14 protein-coding genes are annotated in these 14,702 nt (G+C 47.3%); 3 read left to right on the forward strand and 11 right to left on the reverse strand.

The features are described 5' to 3' along the window. Window positions 1-26 precede the first annotated feature (26 nt). The 6 genes from CA267_RS05985 to CA267_RS06010 form a co-directional block, all read right to left on the reverse strand. On the reverse strand, window positions 27-584 hold the full coding sequence (locus tag CA267_RS05985) for a nucleotidyltransferase family protein (RefSeq protein WP_217358054.1): 558 nt from the start codon (window positions 582-584) through the stop codon (window positions 27-29). 48 nt (window positions 585-632) lie between these two features. Continuing rightward, window positions 633-1,313: a phosphatase PAP2 family protein gene (locus tag CA267_RS05990; RefSeq protein ID WP_075608331.1), complete on the reverse strand. Its 681-nt coding sequence runs from the start codon at window positions 1,311-1,313 to the stop codon at window positions 633-635. 153 nt (window positions 1,314-1,466) lie between these two features. Further along, complete coding sequence (locus CA267_RS05995; protein WP_075608330.1) at window positions 1,467-2,972, reverse strand: DHA2 family efflux MFS transporter permease subunit; 1,506 nt, start codon at window positions 2,970-2,972, stop codon at window positions 1,467-1,469. A gap of 1 nt (window position 2,973) precedes the next feature. Then, complete coding sequence (locus tag CA267_RS06000; RefSeq protein ID WP_075608329.1) at window positions 2,974-4,044, reverse strand: HlyD family secretion protein; 1,071 nt, start codon at window positions 4,042-4,044, stop codon at window positions 2,974-2,976. Between the two features lie 19 nt (window positions 4,045-4,063). Next, a complete protein-coding gene (locus CA267_RS06005) occupies window positions 4,064-4,495 on the reverse strand; it encodes a MarR family winged helix-turn-helix transcriptional regulator (protein ID WP_075608328.1) in 432 nt (143 codons plus the stop codon). 193 nt (window positions 4,496-4,688) lie between these two features. Further along, complete coding sequence (locus tag CA267_RS06010; protein ID WP_075608327.1) at window positions 4,689-5,888, reverse strand: MFS transporter; 1,200 nt, start codon at window positions 5,886-5,888, stop codon at window positions 4,689-4,691. Window positions 5,889-6,327: 439 nt separating this feature from the next. On the opposite strand from CA267_RS06010, the gene CA267_RS06015 reads away from it, so the two are divergent. Next, complete coding sequence (locus tag CA267_RS06015) at window positions 6,328-7,260, forward strand: AEC family transporter (RefSeq protein WP_075608326.1); 933 nt, start codon at window positions 6,328-6,330, stop codon at window positions 7,258-7,260. Window positions 7,261-7,297: 37 nt separating this feature from the next. Here CA267_RS06015 and CA267_RS06020 read toward each other — a convergent pair whose 3' ends face one another. Further along, window positions 7,298-7,618 (reverse strand): BolA family protein, encoded by a 321-nt coding sequence (locus tag CA267_RS06020; RefSeq protein WP_075608325.1) that lies wholly within the window; start codon window positions 7,616-7,618, stop codon window positions 7,298-7,300. A 1-nt stretch (window position 7,619) separates the two neighbouring features. Further along, a complete protein-coding gene (locus tag CA267_RS06025; RefSeq protein WP_075608324.1) occupies window positions 7,620-8,258 on the reverse strand; it encodes an alpha-ketoglutarate-dependent dioxygenase AlkB family protein in 639 nt (212 codons plus the stop codon). Window positions 8,259-8,288: 30 nt separating this feature from the next. Between CA267_RS06025 and CA267_RS06030 the strand changes: the two genes are divergently transcribed. Both CA267_RS06030 and CA267_RS06035 read left to right on the forward strand, forming a co-directional pair. Continuing rightward, complete coding sequence (locus CA267_RS06030; protein ID WP_075608323.1) at window positions 8,289-9,455, forward strand: methyltransferase; 1,167 nt, start codon at window positions 8,289-8,291, stop codon at window positions 9,453-9,455. A 10-nt stretch (window positions 9,456-9,465) separates the two neighbouring features. Beyond that, window positions 9,466-10,062 carry a peptidylprolyl isomerase gene (locus tag CA267_RS06035; RefSeq protein ID WP_075608322.1) on the forward strand — a complete coding sequence of 199 codons (597 nt, stop codon included), beginning with the start codon at window positions 9,466-9,468 and terminating at the stop codon, window positions 10,060-10,062. A gap of 44 nt (window positions 10,063-10,106) precedes the next feature. Here the strand turns inward: CA267_RS06035 and CA267_RS06040 are convergent, their stop codons facing one another. The 3 genes from CA267_RS06040 to epmA form a co-directional block, all read right to left on the reverse strand. Next, window positions 10,107-10,625, reverse strand: coding sequence for a GNAT family N-acetyltransferase (locus CA267_RS06040; RefSeq protein ID WP_075608321.1), 519 nt, complete (start codon window positions 10,623-10,625; stop codon window positions 10,107-10,109). A 325-nt stretch (window positions 10,626-10,950) separates the two neighbouring features. Beyond that, window positions 10,951-13,314 (reverse strand): TonB-dependent receptor, encoded by a 2,364-nt coding sequence (locus tag CA267_RS06045; protein ID WP_075608320.1) that lies wholly within the window; start codon window positions 13,312-13,314, stop codon window positions 10,951-10,953. 156 nt (window positions 13,315-13,470) lie between these two features. After that, complete coding sequence (epmA, locus tag CA267_RS06050) at window positions 13,471-14,442, reverse strand: elongation factor P--(R)-beta-lysine ligase (protein ID WP_075608319.1); 972 nt, start codon at window positions 14,440-14,442, stop codon at window positions 13,471-13,473. Window positions 14,443-14,702 lie beyond the last annotated feature (260 nt).

A 14,702-nucleotide genomic window follows, 5' to 3' on the forward strand; every position in this document is an offset into this window, starting at 1 on the left:
GTAAAGACTCCCACACCATAAATTATTTATGGCTGTTGAATCATTAACTGAGGCCATATTTCGCGCCACCTTTTATTCTGGATGCGACTAATAAAAGCCTCGGGATGCGGATTAAGTGGGTTAATTTTAACAGTTAAAGACCAGTTTTCGTGTAAACCGAATGGTGCGAGAAAAGTCAGCTTGTCATCAAAATTTATTCTCACCCCTACACACCTTGGCACCTCTAACCAGTGCGCCACTGCCTCAGCTGTCGAGCGGTAAGGAGAGTGTCCGTGAACCAGATGCATTCGCGCCTGATTTCGCACTTGCCACTTAACATTCGGTAGTTGCTCTTCAAGTATGGATTCAGCGCGCTGCTCCGCTGCAAAACTGGTGTCGGTGCTGTCAAAATAAACGACATCAATATCGTTGAGCGGCGTCATGTGCAATTTGCCATGAAGATGATCCCAGATGGCGTTGCGCAGAAACCCAGCGCTAATATAGCCGCCGGGTAACCGAAGTGATCGCACCGCTTGCAGGCACTGCTGCCTGAAATTATCAGCATTTAAAAGAGCCGCGGTACGTTGCTCTTCTACGTTCATCATAAATTTCTCTACGCTGGTAAAGCCACAACCATTGCATATCGTCAGCCGTTACAGTTGGCCCTGAAGATTAAAGAATTTGCCCACGCGATGACAGAGCAACGCCCAAAAACCACCGGCGCACCAACCAGCAACGATGTCAGAAGGCCAATGAACCCCCAGATATACGCGGCTTGAACCCACCATCACTGCCAATAGTAACGCAACAGAAAATAGCAGTATCTTGATGGCGCGACGAGGTTGGATCTGCGCGACTAAAGTAGCTAATGTAAAGTAAGTGAGGGCTGACATCATGGCGTGTCCAGAGGGAAAACTGCTGGTATAAATACGCGTATGATGCGGCACCAAATCAGGGCGCGGGCGGGTAAAACCATATTTCAGCAAAAAGCTGACAAGCATGCCGGACAAAATGGCGCTCACTAAAAACCAACCGAGCCTAGGTCTGCCGTTGATACCCAGCGCCAACCCAATCACCCCAGACATCAGAACGAGTAACCAATTACTCCCCAGGGCCGTAGCATCGCGCATAATCTCTTCTACCCAGGTTGGCCCAATAGGATCGGATAAATCCTGCGGGTTACGAAGGCCGAGCATGATAGCTTCATCCACTATCCACGTTTCCCCCGCCGCTACTGTCATCGCCAGGTGCACAAAAAGCCAAACCAAGCCAAAGAACAGCCACATCAGAAAGAAAGTCTGGGTGGTAAAAAGGCGCCGCTTATCTTGTGCCATTAAACTCTCGCGATAAAGGATTTCACCTTTATACTAATCCTCATTGATGTGTGATCAGCCAAGAGATGAGGATCAGGATTATTCAGGCAGGAATGGAAAAAGTATCACTTGAACCGGCCGCTTTACTGCAAAGGTACAAAGCGGCCAATCCATTTAGTGCTTCGCTGGTGCCTTAAGAAGTAGCAAAAGCGGAATGGCGGCCAGAGTGATCCACATCATCAAACGAAAGTCTTGTAAATAACCTAATGTCATTGCCTGACTGGTGATCATCTCGTTTACGGTAGCTAATCCCTGAGCGCTGGTGGCGTTCACGCCCTGCTCCACTGACTGCATAAAAGCAAAATTATAGGGGTTAATAAACTCACTGAATACCGCATGGTTTTTCTGTGTCGACTGCGCTAGATAAGTCATAACAATGGAAATACCGATGCTGCTACCAATATTCCTCATCAGGCTAAACAATGCGGTGCCTTCGTTCCTGTAATGCGCATGTAAAGTGGCAAAGCTAATGGTGGAAAGAGGAACGAAAACAAATCCCAGCCCTAAACCTTGAATTACACCAGTACGTACAATTTCGAACGCATCGACTTCGGCAGTAAATAACGTCATTTCCCACAACGAAAAACAAATCAGTAGCAGGCCGAAAAATATCATATATCTTGTGTCGACCTTGCCAGAAAGCTTACCCACCGTAATCATCGCTATCATGGTTCCCAGCCCGCGCGGAGCCAAAACGTAACCAACGTCCACTACCGGATAACCCATCAGGTTCTGCATAAAAGGAGGGAGCAGCGCCATGGTAGCCAGCAGGATTATTCCCACCAGAAAGATAAATATCAGCCCCACACTGAAGTTTCTGTCTTTGAATATGGCCGGTTCGATAAAGGGTTTATCTTTGGTAAAAATGTGTACGACAAACAAATAGAAAGCCAACACAGTTAAAATGCATTCAACGATAATTTCACTACTGCCAAACCAATCCTGAGATTGGCCGCGGTCCAGCATCATCTGCAGTGCGCCGATACTTATTCCCAGCAAGGCGAAGCCGGTTAAATCGAAGCGCCGTGAGAGATCGAGTTCAGTTTCCGGCACAAACTTCACCAAGCCAAACCACGCCAGTAGGCCGAACGGCAGGTTAATATAAAATACCCAGCGCCAGTTATAGTACTCGGTAAGTATGCCGCCAAGCGTAGGACCGAGAATTGGCCCAAGCATAACGCCTACTCCCCACATCGCCATCGCGGAGCCGTGTTTCTCCCGAGGATACGTGTCCAGCAACACCGCCTGCGATAGCGGGACCAGGCTGGCGCCGAACACGCCTTGCAGTAAGCGAAAAAGTACCAACTGGTTGAGGTTCTGCGCGGCACCACACATCATAGAGGTGATGGTGAAGCCCACCACCGACCAGATGAACAGACGTTTTCGGCCAAATTTCGCGCTTAACAACCCGGTGAGCGGCATAAATATTGCGGCCGCCACAATATAAGAAGTGAGTACCCAGCTAATTTGATCTTGTGTAGCGCTCATGCTGCCCTGCATATGAGGCAGCGCCACATTGGCAATAGTCGTATCCAGCGCTTGCATGATGGTAGCCAGCATGACTGAAAACGTCACCATAAGCGTATTGACCGGCTGAATTTTCGAGCTCCGGTTTTGCATGTTACAGCGTAATTCCCATGAGGCTACGTTGATGGCCGGTGTCAATTTCGGTAATAACACTTAGGCCTGCGCGGAGTTTAGGCGCATTTGCATTAGGCTCAAGCCGAATCCTTACGGGCACCCTCTGCGCAATTTTCACCCAGTTTCCGGTGGCGTTTTGGGCTGGCAGAATTGAAAATTCTGCGCTAGTCGCTGGACTGACGCTTTCCACAACACCCAGCCATTCAACACCGGGATAGGTATCGACAAATACTTGCACCTGCTGGCCTGGCTGCACATAGGTAAGACTGGTTTCTGTATAATTAGCTTCAATCCACAAATTGTCATCTACAACCAAAGCCATGGCCGTTGTGCCTACCGGCAAGTACTGCCCTTTTAACGGGATGGAATGCACAATTCCTGTCTGTGGAGCCACAACCGTGGTGCGGCGTAAATCCAGTTCACGACTTTCCAGTTCCGCTTTTGCCGCCATATAATTAGGATGTTGTTCAACAGGCGAATCAAGACGACCACCAAGAGATTCTTCAATTCTTTTTAAGTCTTCTCTCACAGCCTGAATCTGCAGACGCGCGACATCGGAGTTCTGTTTGGTAGCATCAAACTGCGAACCTGATATATAATTTTTAGCTAGCAGGTCTGTCTGACGTCTTTCTTCTGATTGCGCAAAGGCGTAACGGCTTTCAGCCAGTGCCAGTTCTGCTTTCTTCTCAAAGTAAGAAGCTTTCAATGCCGCCAAATCGGTCTTCACCTGCGCCAGATTCGCAGACGCTTTTGCCACTGCCACTTTAAAGGGCTGTGGATCAATCTGAAACAGCACGTCGCCCTGATTAACGTGTTGGTTTTCTGAAACCTCAACGGCGCTGATAATGCCAGTGACCTCCGGACTGATACGTACCTTATCCGCCTTAACGTAAGCATTATCTGTTTCCACAATACGACCACTGTGCAAGTAAATTGCTATACCAACGAGCAATGCCAGGGTTGGCACCACTACCATCAACAACAAACGCGTTCGGCGCTTTTTCGGTTTGGCTTCGGTCACAGTTTCTGTAGCAACACGTTGTTCTGACATAACGACTCCAAATCAGAATTTATAAGGTAAGTAAACGCTCACGGATGAGAACAAGGGCGCGGTTAAACTCGGCAATTTCTGCTTCTGTCAGATCCTGCGTCATATCCTTGCGCAGTTGCATGATGACGGTCTGAATATTGGCCAGGACTGGTTGAGCAGCATCAGTTAGATTGATCAGATGCACACGGCGATCATTAGGATCAGGGTTACGCACAATCAGCCCACGTTCCGCAAGCTGGTCCAATTGTTTAGCCAGTGTCATGGGTTGAATATCCAGGGCATCAGCGAGCTCCCGCTGTTTAACTCCCTGATTACGAGAAATATGCAGCAGCGATTTGGCTTGGGCCAAGGTCAAATCCGTGCCTTCCAAACGTTGATTGAAGACGCCGCGCATGCGCCGGATAATGTCACCCAATAGAAAGCCTGGATTTTCGCGATGTAGTTCGCTCATAAGCCACCTATATAGTAAGTGTTGCTTATTATATTGTTAACTTACAACTTTTCAAGGGTGTAAACGGGTGGCCGGCACTAAGCGGCTGAAGAATCTGGTGATTAGTATGAAAATAAGAACTGGTAGGAATAGAAAGCGACAACAAATCACCGCTTTTTAAGGATTAGTAAATGAAACTAAGGACAAAAGCCGGTTAGCAGAGTGAAGGTTGCAGACGGCGTTTTATTTGGACGCTGCTCACCAGCCACATTAAAAAGCCGCCAGAAAATAGCATTGCCGCAACATAACCGGTGTAGTTAGGTGCAGCGCCAGTTGCTAACATTAAACCACCCGCCCATGGTCCGATGGCGTTAGCAGTATTGAACCCGCATTGAACGAGAGCACCAATCATGGAGTGTCCGTCGGGAGAGGCATCAAACAGCATCGACTGGATGACAGCAGCCAAACCTACGCTGCACCCCAAACAAAAAACGGCCAGATATAAAGTCCACAACTCGTAAGCGGCGTAGACAAAGCACAGCGACACCAGGATGCTCGCGATCAACGCAATCCCCGACGTATTTACGGGAGATTGGTCGGCGTATTTCCCGCAAATCCAGTTGCCTGTGGTTGTACCCACACCAAATAATACCATGGCAATAGAAATTGAAATCTCCGGAGCATTGGTCACCGTTAAAATAGTATCGGCTAAATAGGTATAAATACAGAAGACACCGCCAAAGCCAATAATACAGATCCCCAGAATAGACCAAACCAGCTTATTTTTAAGTACGCCAAGCTCGTTCATCATGTTTGAAGGTTTAGTCACGGGGCTGCTGGGCAACACCAGATAAAGCAGCATCACGGTAACAAGTGCCATCACCCCTACCGCCAGCATACACAATCGCCAGCTTGAGTATTGACCGATTAATGTCACCAGCGGCACGCCGCAGATTGTGGCAAAGGTCAAACCAAAAAAGACCCGTGACATATAATTTGCCCGCTTCCCTTTCGGGGCCATATCCGCAGCCAATAGAAAAGCCGTTCCAAAATAGGCACCATGTGGAAGCCCGCTAAGAAAACGAAAAAAGGTTAACTGCATTAAGCTTGCAGCGTTTGAGCTTAGAGAATTGGCGGCAAACATCAAAAATGCGAACAGCATGAGAGCGGTTCGACGATTCATTTTGGTGGTTGTCAGCATTAAAAGCGGTGCGCCAACAACCACTCCGATGGCATATGCACTTATCACGTTTCCCGCCTCAGCAGGTGTTGCATTGAAACTGGAGGCAATCAAGGGCAACATCGGCATAGTAGCAAACTCGGTAATGCCCAAAATAAATGTACCCATAGCCATTATCACAATGCACCAGAAACGATGGCGGTGAGAAATCTGCTCCAGGGGATTTGTCGTCATAATCTGCTACTGCCTTAATTTTCTGATAAAGTAAATGCTGCTCTTCCGCCATGGTTTCGCTGCCAAATTCACCCCAAGCTTTGGCAATTACGCCATGCCTGTGACCCTGTTTTGGAAAATAGAAAAGGGTTGTAGCATGTCGCTACAGTTTCAATGTGTTTAAGGGAAATTTGCCGCAGAGGCCGGAAACGTTCAAAAAGTACTGTCCTATTTTACAGTAAGTCTTCGTTGCTGTTGAGAGGCGCTTAACGGCGAAATAACCACGTTGAACGCCAGAGGTGTTAAGCCGCTGGTACGCTGTTTAACAAAGGAATTACAACGGCTCCCCACTGCCGACCAAACATAGTGTTTTATCGGTAACCGGAGTCTTAGCCGAATTCGATATTTGGTAAACTGTTGTTTTGACATTCATGGATAAGTACTTAAGGTTCACATTTAGATGTTCACATTTATTACCACCACGCTTGTCCCGGTACTGATTCTTTTGCTCATGGGTTACGCGCTTTACCGCTGGAAAATTTTGAATGAAGGATTTATAGAAGCGGGATCTAAGCTGGTGTTCAATGTGGCGCTGCCTGCCCTTCTTTTTATTTCCATCAGTCAGGCAGATTTTTCTCAGGCGGCCAATCCGGTTCTTATTCTTGTCGGTCTCTTTGGTACCATAATATTTTTTGCAGCACTAACGCTGTTTTCCCATTTTACTGTCACGCCTGCCAACGCACGCGGCGTGGTGGTGCAAGGCGGCTTTCGCGCCAATATGGGGATCATCGGGCTCGCTTATTGTGCTAACACTTATGGTGATGAAGGCTTAGCGGCTGCTTCTGTTTATCTAGGTTTCACCACCATTTTGTATAATGTTCTCTCTGTTTTTGTACTTAACTTTTATTTAGATGCCAAACGGTCTGTGAGTCAGCATATTGTAGGAGTTGCCACCAATCCTTTAATCATCTCCATTGCATTGGCACTTTTCGTCTCTTTCTTTCAAATTCAACTGCCAATTACATTGCTCGCCACCGGTAAATATTTCGCGCAGCTTACTCTTCCGTTAGCGCTAATATGCACTGGCGCTTCGCTGCAATTTCGCTCTTTTAGCACCGATTGGTACAACATCGGCGTCAGCACAGTGAGTAAGTGCATACTCTACCCGCTTCTACTGGTACTGCTAAGTTACTGGGCCGGATTTCGTGGCATGAATTTAGGAATAGTACTGTTAATGACGATAGCTCCCACCGCCGCGGCAAGCTACGTAATGGCGCGCAACCTGGGCGGTGATTATCGCTTGGCGGCAAGTATCATTGCAGTAACAACGCTGCTATCTTTACCTGTGACTGCACTGGCGTTTGGCGCGTTATCTTCACTAAATTTACTTTAATTATTAATCCACCTTGTTGTGGCTTAGTACAAGTAGCTTACGGAGCGCTTTTGCTGCCCCCTAAACAGTTCGGTGATGCGGCAACACCGCCGCCTCTTTTTTCCCACTCTGCGGGCGTAAAGGTATGTAAAGCAAGAGCATGCACCGGTCCTGCTAATGCCTCTGCAAGCAGCGCATTCACTTTTCGGTGACGACCTATTAAGCGGTCTGAGGCAAAATCGTTGCTGACAATTGTAACTTTAAAATGACTTTGTGCACCGGGCGGCACATTGTGCATATGACTCTCGTCCTGCACTTCCAGAAAATCAGGTGAAAGATTGTCATTGAGCTGTTGTTCGATAAAGGCTTTTACTTGCATTTTATTTCTCTGCCTCGCGGGAGTTGATGTAACGAAAAGTCAGGTTAATTCTACCATCTATCGGTTTGGCCGTCTTAGCGATACCGTGTGTGTAATACTGTTGAGTTTTACCAGCCATAATTAACAAACTGCCATGCTCCAGCAACTTTACGTATTTCTCGCCGCTATAGCGATGTTTAAAAATAAATGGCCGGGCGTGGCCCAGGCTTACCGAAGCAATGGTCGGTTCTGTACCCAGCTCAGGCTCATCGTCGGCATGCATTCCCATGCTGTCTTGACCGTGCCGATACCAATTTGCCAACGCACTGTTAAATGGCGTATGCGTGACTTTGCTGCAGCGCTTTTTAAGCATCAACAATACCGGGTGCCATGGGTGAGGACGCATCGTAAGCCCAGAGTAAGTATAAACGCAGCTTTCTTCGCCGTGCCAGGACTGCAAACGCGGAATTTTTACCGCTTTGCCGAACAATTTAATGGTATCCTGTCGCCAAGGTAGCTCGGCTTCCAATTGCTGCCGCAACTGATCAGCTTCGCTCGCTTTTATCCAGTTAGAATAATATGCAACCTCAGCATCGGGAAGCGGTAGAAACGTGGGTTGCGACGCTGTATCTGCCTGCGGCAAAAAAAGATTTAACTGCATGCATGCTCCACTTGGTCACAAAAAAATATTATGAATACAGAATTTTCTTTGCTGAATCGGCGTCTTACGCTAATTCGCTATCCCGTTGAACATCAGCATAAAAGTCTTCAGGCCTGGGATAGTGCCGACGAATTGCTTATTGAGCATTTATCCGCCGATACTACACATCCAGATATAGGCAAATATATCATATTCAATGATGACTTCGGCGCGCTTGGCTGCTGGTTCGCTCACCACGCCCCCTATTGGGTGTCCGATTCTTTAATCGCCCATCGCTCGCTAAAGCAAAACCTCGAAGCAAATGAACTTAAGGATAGCGGCGTTCATCTACTTACCAGCCTTGCGCCTTTGCCAGCTGACCCTGATGTCATATTGATTAAAATTCCCCGCACGTTGGCGCTACTGGAACAACAGCTAATTGCATTACGCTCGGTGGTCAAATCCTCTACCAGAATAATTGCCGCAGCAAAAATTAAAAGTATTACGCGCTCGGTACAACAGCTGTTTGAAAAATATCTTGGCCCCACCAACACATCATTAGCCAAAAAAAAATCTCGCTTGCTGTTTTGTGACATTGACGCCGCAGCGCTTTCTCAACCTGTTACCTCACCTTATCCGTCTAAGTGGGACATGCGTTGTAAGACAGGCCAAATAGTGCAAGTAAGTAATCACGCCAATGTCTTTTCCAGACAATCGCTGGATATTGGTGCGCGTTTGATGATTGAGCATATGCAGGTGGATAATCAGGATTCAATTATTGATTTAGGTTGCGGCAACGGCGCGCTGGGATTGAATGCGCTGTCAATAGCGCCACAAGCGCATGTTACCTTTGTCGATGAATCTTATATGGCGCTGGAATCGGCAAAAGAAAACGTGTTGCACAACTTTCCGGCGCAATATAACCAGTGTGAGTTTATCGCCAGTAACTGCCTGGAAAGCTTATTGGAACATCCGCGCCATTCTGCAGTCACAAAGGTAGTGTGTAACCCTCCGTTCCACCAGCAAAACGTCATTACCGATCATATTGCATGGCAAATGTTTTCGGATGCAAAAGCAATGCTGGCGAGTGGCGGACACTTAATTGTTGTGGCTAATCGACACCTGGATTATCACAATAAACTGAAGCGCTTGTATGGTGGTGTGAAGGTGCTTGCAAGTGATAAAAAATTCGTTATTTTAAGTGCAGCAAAACGTTAAGGAAGAATCTATGTTACGAACTCTGTTACTCGCGCTGGTGCTGATCACCTCAACTGTCACTGCCAAAGACAAAGATGATGGCTCGCAGATCCAACCGGATAATTACTACCCCAGAGTGAAAATGGAAACCACAATGGGTGATATCGTGGTTGAGCTGGATCGCCGCCGGGCACCGCTGACGACGAACAACTTTTTGCGCTACGTAGACAAACACGGCTACGACGATACTGTTTTCCATCGTACCGTTCCAGGTTTTGTGGTTCAAGGCGGCGGCTATAATACTGATCTTGAAGAGAAACCCAGCTACCCTGAAATATTTAATGAATCAGGTAATGGAATGAAAAACGAATTATATACCATTGCTATGGCGCGCCAGAATGAACCTCACTCCGCCACCCGTCAGTTTTTCTTTAACGTCAACGACAATCCAAGTCTGGATCCGGGAAAAAATTGGGGCTACGCTGTCTTTGGTATGATTGTAGAAGGTTCAGAAATTGTCGATAAAATGATGGAAGTCGAGACAGAGTATCAGGTTGCACTGGGCGAGCCGAATTTTCCAATTGAACCTATTGTGCTGAAAAAGGCCACCATTTTACCCCCTGTGTAAGCGCGAAATTTGGTGAAGCGTAGTTATTCCCTGGATTAGAAAGATTAAGCGATATCGTTACGGAGTAAATTCAGCCAGTAGAATTTCTGTGCCGGTACGCCCTTTAAAAACAGTTTGCCCTGACGTTTGTAGCCTAATTTAAGCAGCAATTTTTGTGAATCAAAGTTTTCCAAATGGGTCATAGCCGTCAAAAAATCAAACTGAAGGGCAGAATGAGCATACTTAATGACGGCAGAAGCAGCTTCGTGAGCGTAACCTCTTCCTCGACCTGAGGGTAAATAGGCAAAACCAAGATCCGGGCAGCGAAACAGCTGCCTATTGATCAAACCACACATGCCAATGGGTTGCCCCGTCATGCGTAGCTCAACGCTCAATAAACCATAACCCCAGTTATCAAAATGGCCGCAGCAATGATCAACGTATCGTTGCGCGTCTAGTAAGGAATGCACACCGCGGTTACCGATAAAACGCAGCCATAGAGGGTCCTGATTTAACGTGTAAAGCCAGGCAGCGTCCTGATGGCGCGGCAATCTAAGCCGCAAACGGGAAGTTACGAGCTCCATGAGGTATCTGCCACTGAGTTGTCAGAAGGCGCAAGCGTTAGTGTATTTACCTCAACAGCGCAGGAAAATTGGTACCGGCTACAAGTAATAGCACAGAAAAAAGCTTGGTAGCAGGATGTATGAAGCAAAGCTATGCCGTATTGTTTACCCGCGTGGCTCTGAACCGCATCAGCACTAGCTTGCCGACCTTTGTATTGCCGGATGGATATCAAACTTGCCTCCTGCCTGTTTGTTGCAAAAACCTAACAGGCAGTATAACAAGGAAGCCAGTTCAACTTCATCCGCAATCCGCAGCGGAAACAGAAGTTGAACCAGCAATTTTAGCTTAGAAAACCGTGCGCACACCTATAGTGAAGTTGCGCCCCGGTAACGGTGCTTTGTCTTTGAGGAAAGAGGTATGTAAGCGCGCCTCTTCGTCAGTCAGGTTATCGGCGTTGGCAAACAAGATCCAGTTTAAGCCGTTAGTCGGAGTCTCATACTGTATATTGGCGTTTAATAAGGTGTAGCTGTCAGTGAATGTTTCATAGGGCGCGATTTCGTCCTGTTCGTCATTCCATTGAACACCAACCTCGCCGCTTAGCTGCTGACCCACGTAGCTAAGCGTTGTACCTATTCGCATAGGCGGAATACGGGGTAAATCTTCATTGTTCAGCTTGGCACGTATCATGTCGCCGTAAACTTCCAATCGCCATGAAGAAGAGAAGTCTACATAGGCTTCTGCTTCCATGCCGTATATGTCAGCATCGGCCTGTTGAAAATAAAATACCGGTAACCCTTCTTCTTCAGCGTGCTCACCTTCTTCATGTTCTGCACCAAGTGCAGTCAGTCCGGTAGCATTCTGATAAATATAGTCATCGGCCTGATTATAGAAGAACGACACGGTGTAGCCCCAGTCGCCGGTAAATTTACGGAAGGTTAGATCCAAGTTGGTACTCACTTCTTTTTCTACCGATTTTAGGCCTTCTTCGATGTGTCCATCGGCATCTAAATCGTAAACCAGTCCCAGTTCGTAAGTTTGCGTCGCCAAATGCTGGCCACCGGAAAATAATTCCTGCTGGCTTGGCGCGCGTTCACTACGCGATAAAGTGACAGCCATAGACTGCCCGCGAAGATACTCCCAGTTTATACCTGCCGACATCGACGTACTGGTAAAGTCATAGCCTGCAAAACTATAGGTATGCAGCTCTTCCTCGTGCTCATGATCCTGTTCATCCACTTCAAATTCTAAAGCGATGTCCTGCACATCAAACTCAGTGCGCTCTACCCGACCGCCTAATTCTAACGTGATGTTGTCTATTTTCTTTTGCTCAATCAAATATAACGCGTAGCTTGTGGTTTCAGTTGCCGGTGTAAATGCTTCTTCACCAATGGCTTCGTAATCGCTGTTGGTAGCCTCTATACCGACGACGCCATGCCAGCCATTAATATCAGCGTGATCAGCCGAAATGCGCACATTGGTGCCTTCATTGTTGAAGACGGTGCCAATTTCCCCTTCTTCAAGTTCAGCGTGGCTGTAATCGGTATAGGCAGCGGCAAACTTAACGTTGGTAATTCCTTTAACTGGGGAATGCCATTCGCCCATTGTCTGATAACGAGTCATATCTACATCAAGACGGGTGCCTGCTTCAGCCTCAGCGGTTAGCTCTTCCTCTTCTTCGTCATGATGATGTTCATGGGAATGCCCTGGCACGCCGTAAAGATTATCCAGCTTCTCAACTGCAAAACCAATGTAGCCCTCATCCTGAATGTAGCTTAACCCAGCAGTGAAATCTGTGGTATCCATTGCGCTGTTTTGTAGCACGCCGTAAGGTTCATCGCCGTCAGGCGCTATAGATGCATAGCCAGGTATATCAACGTTTTCGGTTTTACGCTTATAGCCATCGAAATGATAGGCAAAATCACCGACACCATGGGTAATATCCACTTTTCCGAACTTGCCATTATCGGCAGTGGAATAACGCACTTCAGCTTCTCCTTCCATTGCTAAAGGCATGGTTTGGGGAATGCGTTTGTCTACTACGTTTACCACTCCACCGATGGCTCCACTACCATACTGCAATGTTGCAGGTCCACGAAGTACTTCTATTTGCGTGGCGCTTGAAGAACTTGCTGCCACGTTGTGATCCGGGCCCACGCGAGATACATCAGAAACATCCAGCCCATTTTGCACAATTTTGACCCTTGGGCCAGCGTTGCCGCGGATTATAGGGCTGCTGGAGACCGGCCCAAAATAAGTGCTGTGTACACCCGGAGTGCTGCTAAGGGTTTCGCCAAGCGTCGGCGCCTGATTTTTTCTTAGCTCTTCTGCAGTAATGACTGACACAGGTGTTACCGACTCTAATACAGACGACTGCATGGCCGTAGCGGTAACAGTAATGTTTTCGACTGAGGAGCGTGTGAGATTAAAATTTACTGTTTTATCCCCCGTCACACTGCCCAGCTCCTTATCGCCATGCAAGTAGCGATTGGATGCAACATGCATATGAACGTCGGCTTGATTAATATCGTTGAAACGGTACATTCCGTTTTCATCTGTCAGCGCCACCCGCCGCGAGCCTTCAATTTTTACTTCAGCTCCCGCAATGGGATTGCCGTCATCGTCAGTGACTTTACCGGAAATAGTAGCTGCAGCAGCAGCGCCTGAAAATAGCGAGAAAATGGTAAGAGTAATTAAGGAATATTTAAACATCGGCCTTTTGTCCATGTTATAAAGTAACATTGTACTGTTACGTTATAACATTTTTATCGCTCCGACAATCACCTTAGTGGCGATTGGTCGTAAGAAGTGCCAATTCTGTCGAACCACACAAATCTTTATTGTTAAACTGAGTGAAGATAGCTGTAGTCAGGCGCGGCTGATGGGGAAGTTAAGTACTTCCTGAATGTGGGTGGCGCCAGTTTTTAACATGAGTAATCGGTCGATACCTAATGCGACGCCAGCGCAATCTGGCAGCCCATGTTCCAGCGCATGTAAAAAATGTTCATCGACGGGTAAACTATCTAAACCCAAGGCGAGCCGTAGCCTGTTATCGTTTTCAAAACGTTTACGCTGTTCATCCGCATTTGCCAGTTCATAAAAACCGTTAGCCAGTTCTGCCCCTTTAAAATACACTTCAAACCTGTCGGCAATGCGCGGGTCCTGGGGATTAAGGCGGGCCAAGGCTGCCTGGCTTGCCGGAAAACCATGAACAAAGCACGGACGTTCCGAGCCGATTGCAGGTTCAATAACCCCGCTAAACAAAAGCTGTAACTTATCATCACGTCCTAAAGCTGCGGTGTCAGTCACATCAATTCCAAACTTCACCATTGCCTGCTCAAGTTCGTGCTCAGTGGCAACTAAGGGGTCCAGATTAACCACGACATCAAACAAGTGTTGGTAAGTGAAGGTATCGGCAGGCTCAGTGGCAAGCGTTATCTGTAACAGTTCATCCACTTCTTTCATTAACGCATGATGGTTGAAGTTTGGTCGATACCATTCCAGCATAGTAAATTCGGGATTATGCCAGCGCCCTGCCCCTTCATGGCGAAACGCTTTGCAAATCTGATAAATTGCGCCGCTTTGCGCACAAAGCAACCGTTTCATCGCATATTCAGGAGACGTTTGCAGATACAACCGTTCCGCCTGCCCGGTGTGACTATGACGAAAGTCGCAGGAAAAAGCGCTTAAATGAACATCGGTTACCGTACCGTGGGAAAGCAGCGGCGTGTCGACTTCCAGTACGTTCCTATCTTCAAAAAACTGTCGCAATGTTTTAAGTAATTGCGCACGGGCGTGGCGATGTGATTGAGGGGCTGTAGGGTGCCAGTCAGAAAACATTTAGCTAACCCAAACCCGGGAAAAGAAGTGTTGTGTAAACATTAAATATAGTCACTGCGTTAAAATAGGATTATTGATTCTTATTAAACTGATGTTGGCTCGTTGACGAGATTTTTGTGCAAAGCGGGATTTCGTATGTCATAGCGGGTTGTCGCTACAAAGCGCAACGATACCAGGCGCAAAAAGACCGGTATGAGCGGCGCGGACTATTCCCAATTGGGATTAGTTAATTAATAAAACAAACGGTGAAACCGTTCCAC

It is taken from the genome of Alteromonas pelagimontana, assembly GCF_002499975.2.
Lineage (GTDB): Bacteria > Pseudomonadota > Gammaproteobacteria > Enterobacterales > Alteromonadaceae > Alteromonas > Alteromonas pelagimontana.

What these genes read in the sequence shown, in the direction of transcription:
- CA267_RS05990 (WP_075608331.1), bottom strand. Translation starts at nt 1,313, where the DNA reads ATGGCACAAGATAAGCGGCGCCTTTTTACCACCCAGACTTTCTTTCTG.
- CA267_RS06025 (WP_075608324.1), bottom strand. Translation starts at nt 8,258, where the DNA reads ATGCAGTTAAATCTTTTTTTGCCGCAGGCAGATACAGCGTCGCAACCC.
- CA267_RS06030 (WP_075608323.1), top strand. Translation starts at nt 8,289, where the DNA reads ATGAATACAGAATTTTCTTTGCTGAATCGGCGTCTTACGCTAATTCGC.
- CA267_RS06035 (WP_075608322.1), top strand. Translation starts at nt 9,466, where the DNA reads ATGTTACGAACTCTGTTACTCGCGCTGGTGCTGATCACCTCAACTGTC.
- CA267_RS06045 (WP_075608320.1), bottom strand. Translation starts at nt 13,314, where the DNA reads ATGTTTAAATATTCCTTAATTACTCTTACCATTTTCTCGCTATTTTCA.
- CA267_RS06015 (WP_075608326.1), top strand. Translation starts at nt 6,328, where the DNA reads ATGTTCACATTTATTACCACCACGCTTGTCCCGGTACTGATTCTTTTG.
- CA267_RS06010 (WP_075608327.1), bottom strand. Translation starts at nt 5,888, where the DNA reads ATGACGACAAATCCCCTGGAGCAGATTTCTCACCGCCATCGTTTCTGG.
- CA267_RS06040 (WP_075608321.1), bottom strand. Translation starts at nt 10,625, where the DNA reads ATGGAGCTCGTAACTTCCCGTTTGCGGCTTAGATTGCCGCGCCATCAG.
- epmA (WP_075608319.1), bottom strand. Translation starts at nt 14,442, where the DNA reads ATGTTTTCTGACTGGCACCCTACAGCCCCTCAATCACATCGCCACGCC.
- CA267_RS05995 (WP_075608330.1), bottom strand. Translation starts at nt 2,972, where the DNA reads ATGCAAAACCGGAGCTCGAAAATTCAGCCGGTCAATACGCTTATGGTG.
- CA267_RS06000 (WP_075608329.1), bottom strand. Translation starts at nt 4,044, where the DNA reads ATGTCAGAACAACGTGTTGCTACAGAAACTGTGACCGAAGCCAAACCG.
- CA267_RS06005 (WP_075608328.1), bottom strand. Translation starts at nt 4,495, where the DNA reads ATGAGCGAACTACATCGCGAAAATCCAGGCTTTCTATTGGGTGACATT.
- CA267_RS05985 (WP_217358054.1), bottom strand. Translation starts at nt 584, where the DNA reads ATGATGAACGTAGAAGAGCAACGTACCGCGGCTCTTTTAAATGCTGAT.
- CA267_RS06020 (WP_075608325.1), bottom strand. Translation starts at nt 7,618, where the DNA reads ATGCAAGTAAAAGCCTTTATCGAACAACAGCTCAATGACAATCTTTCA.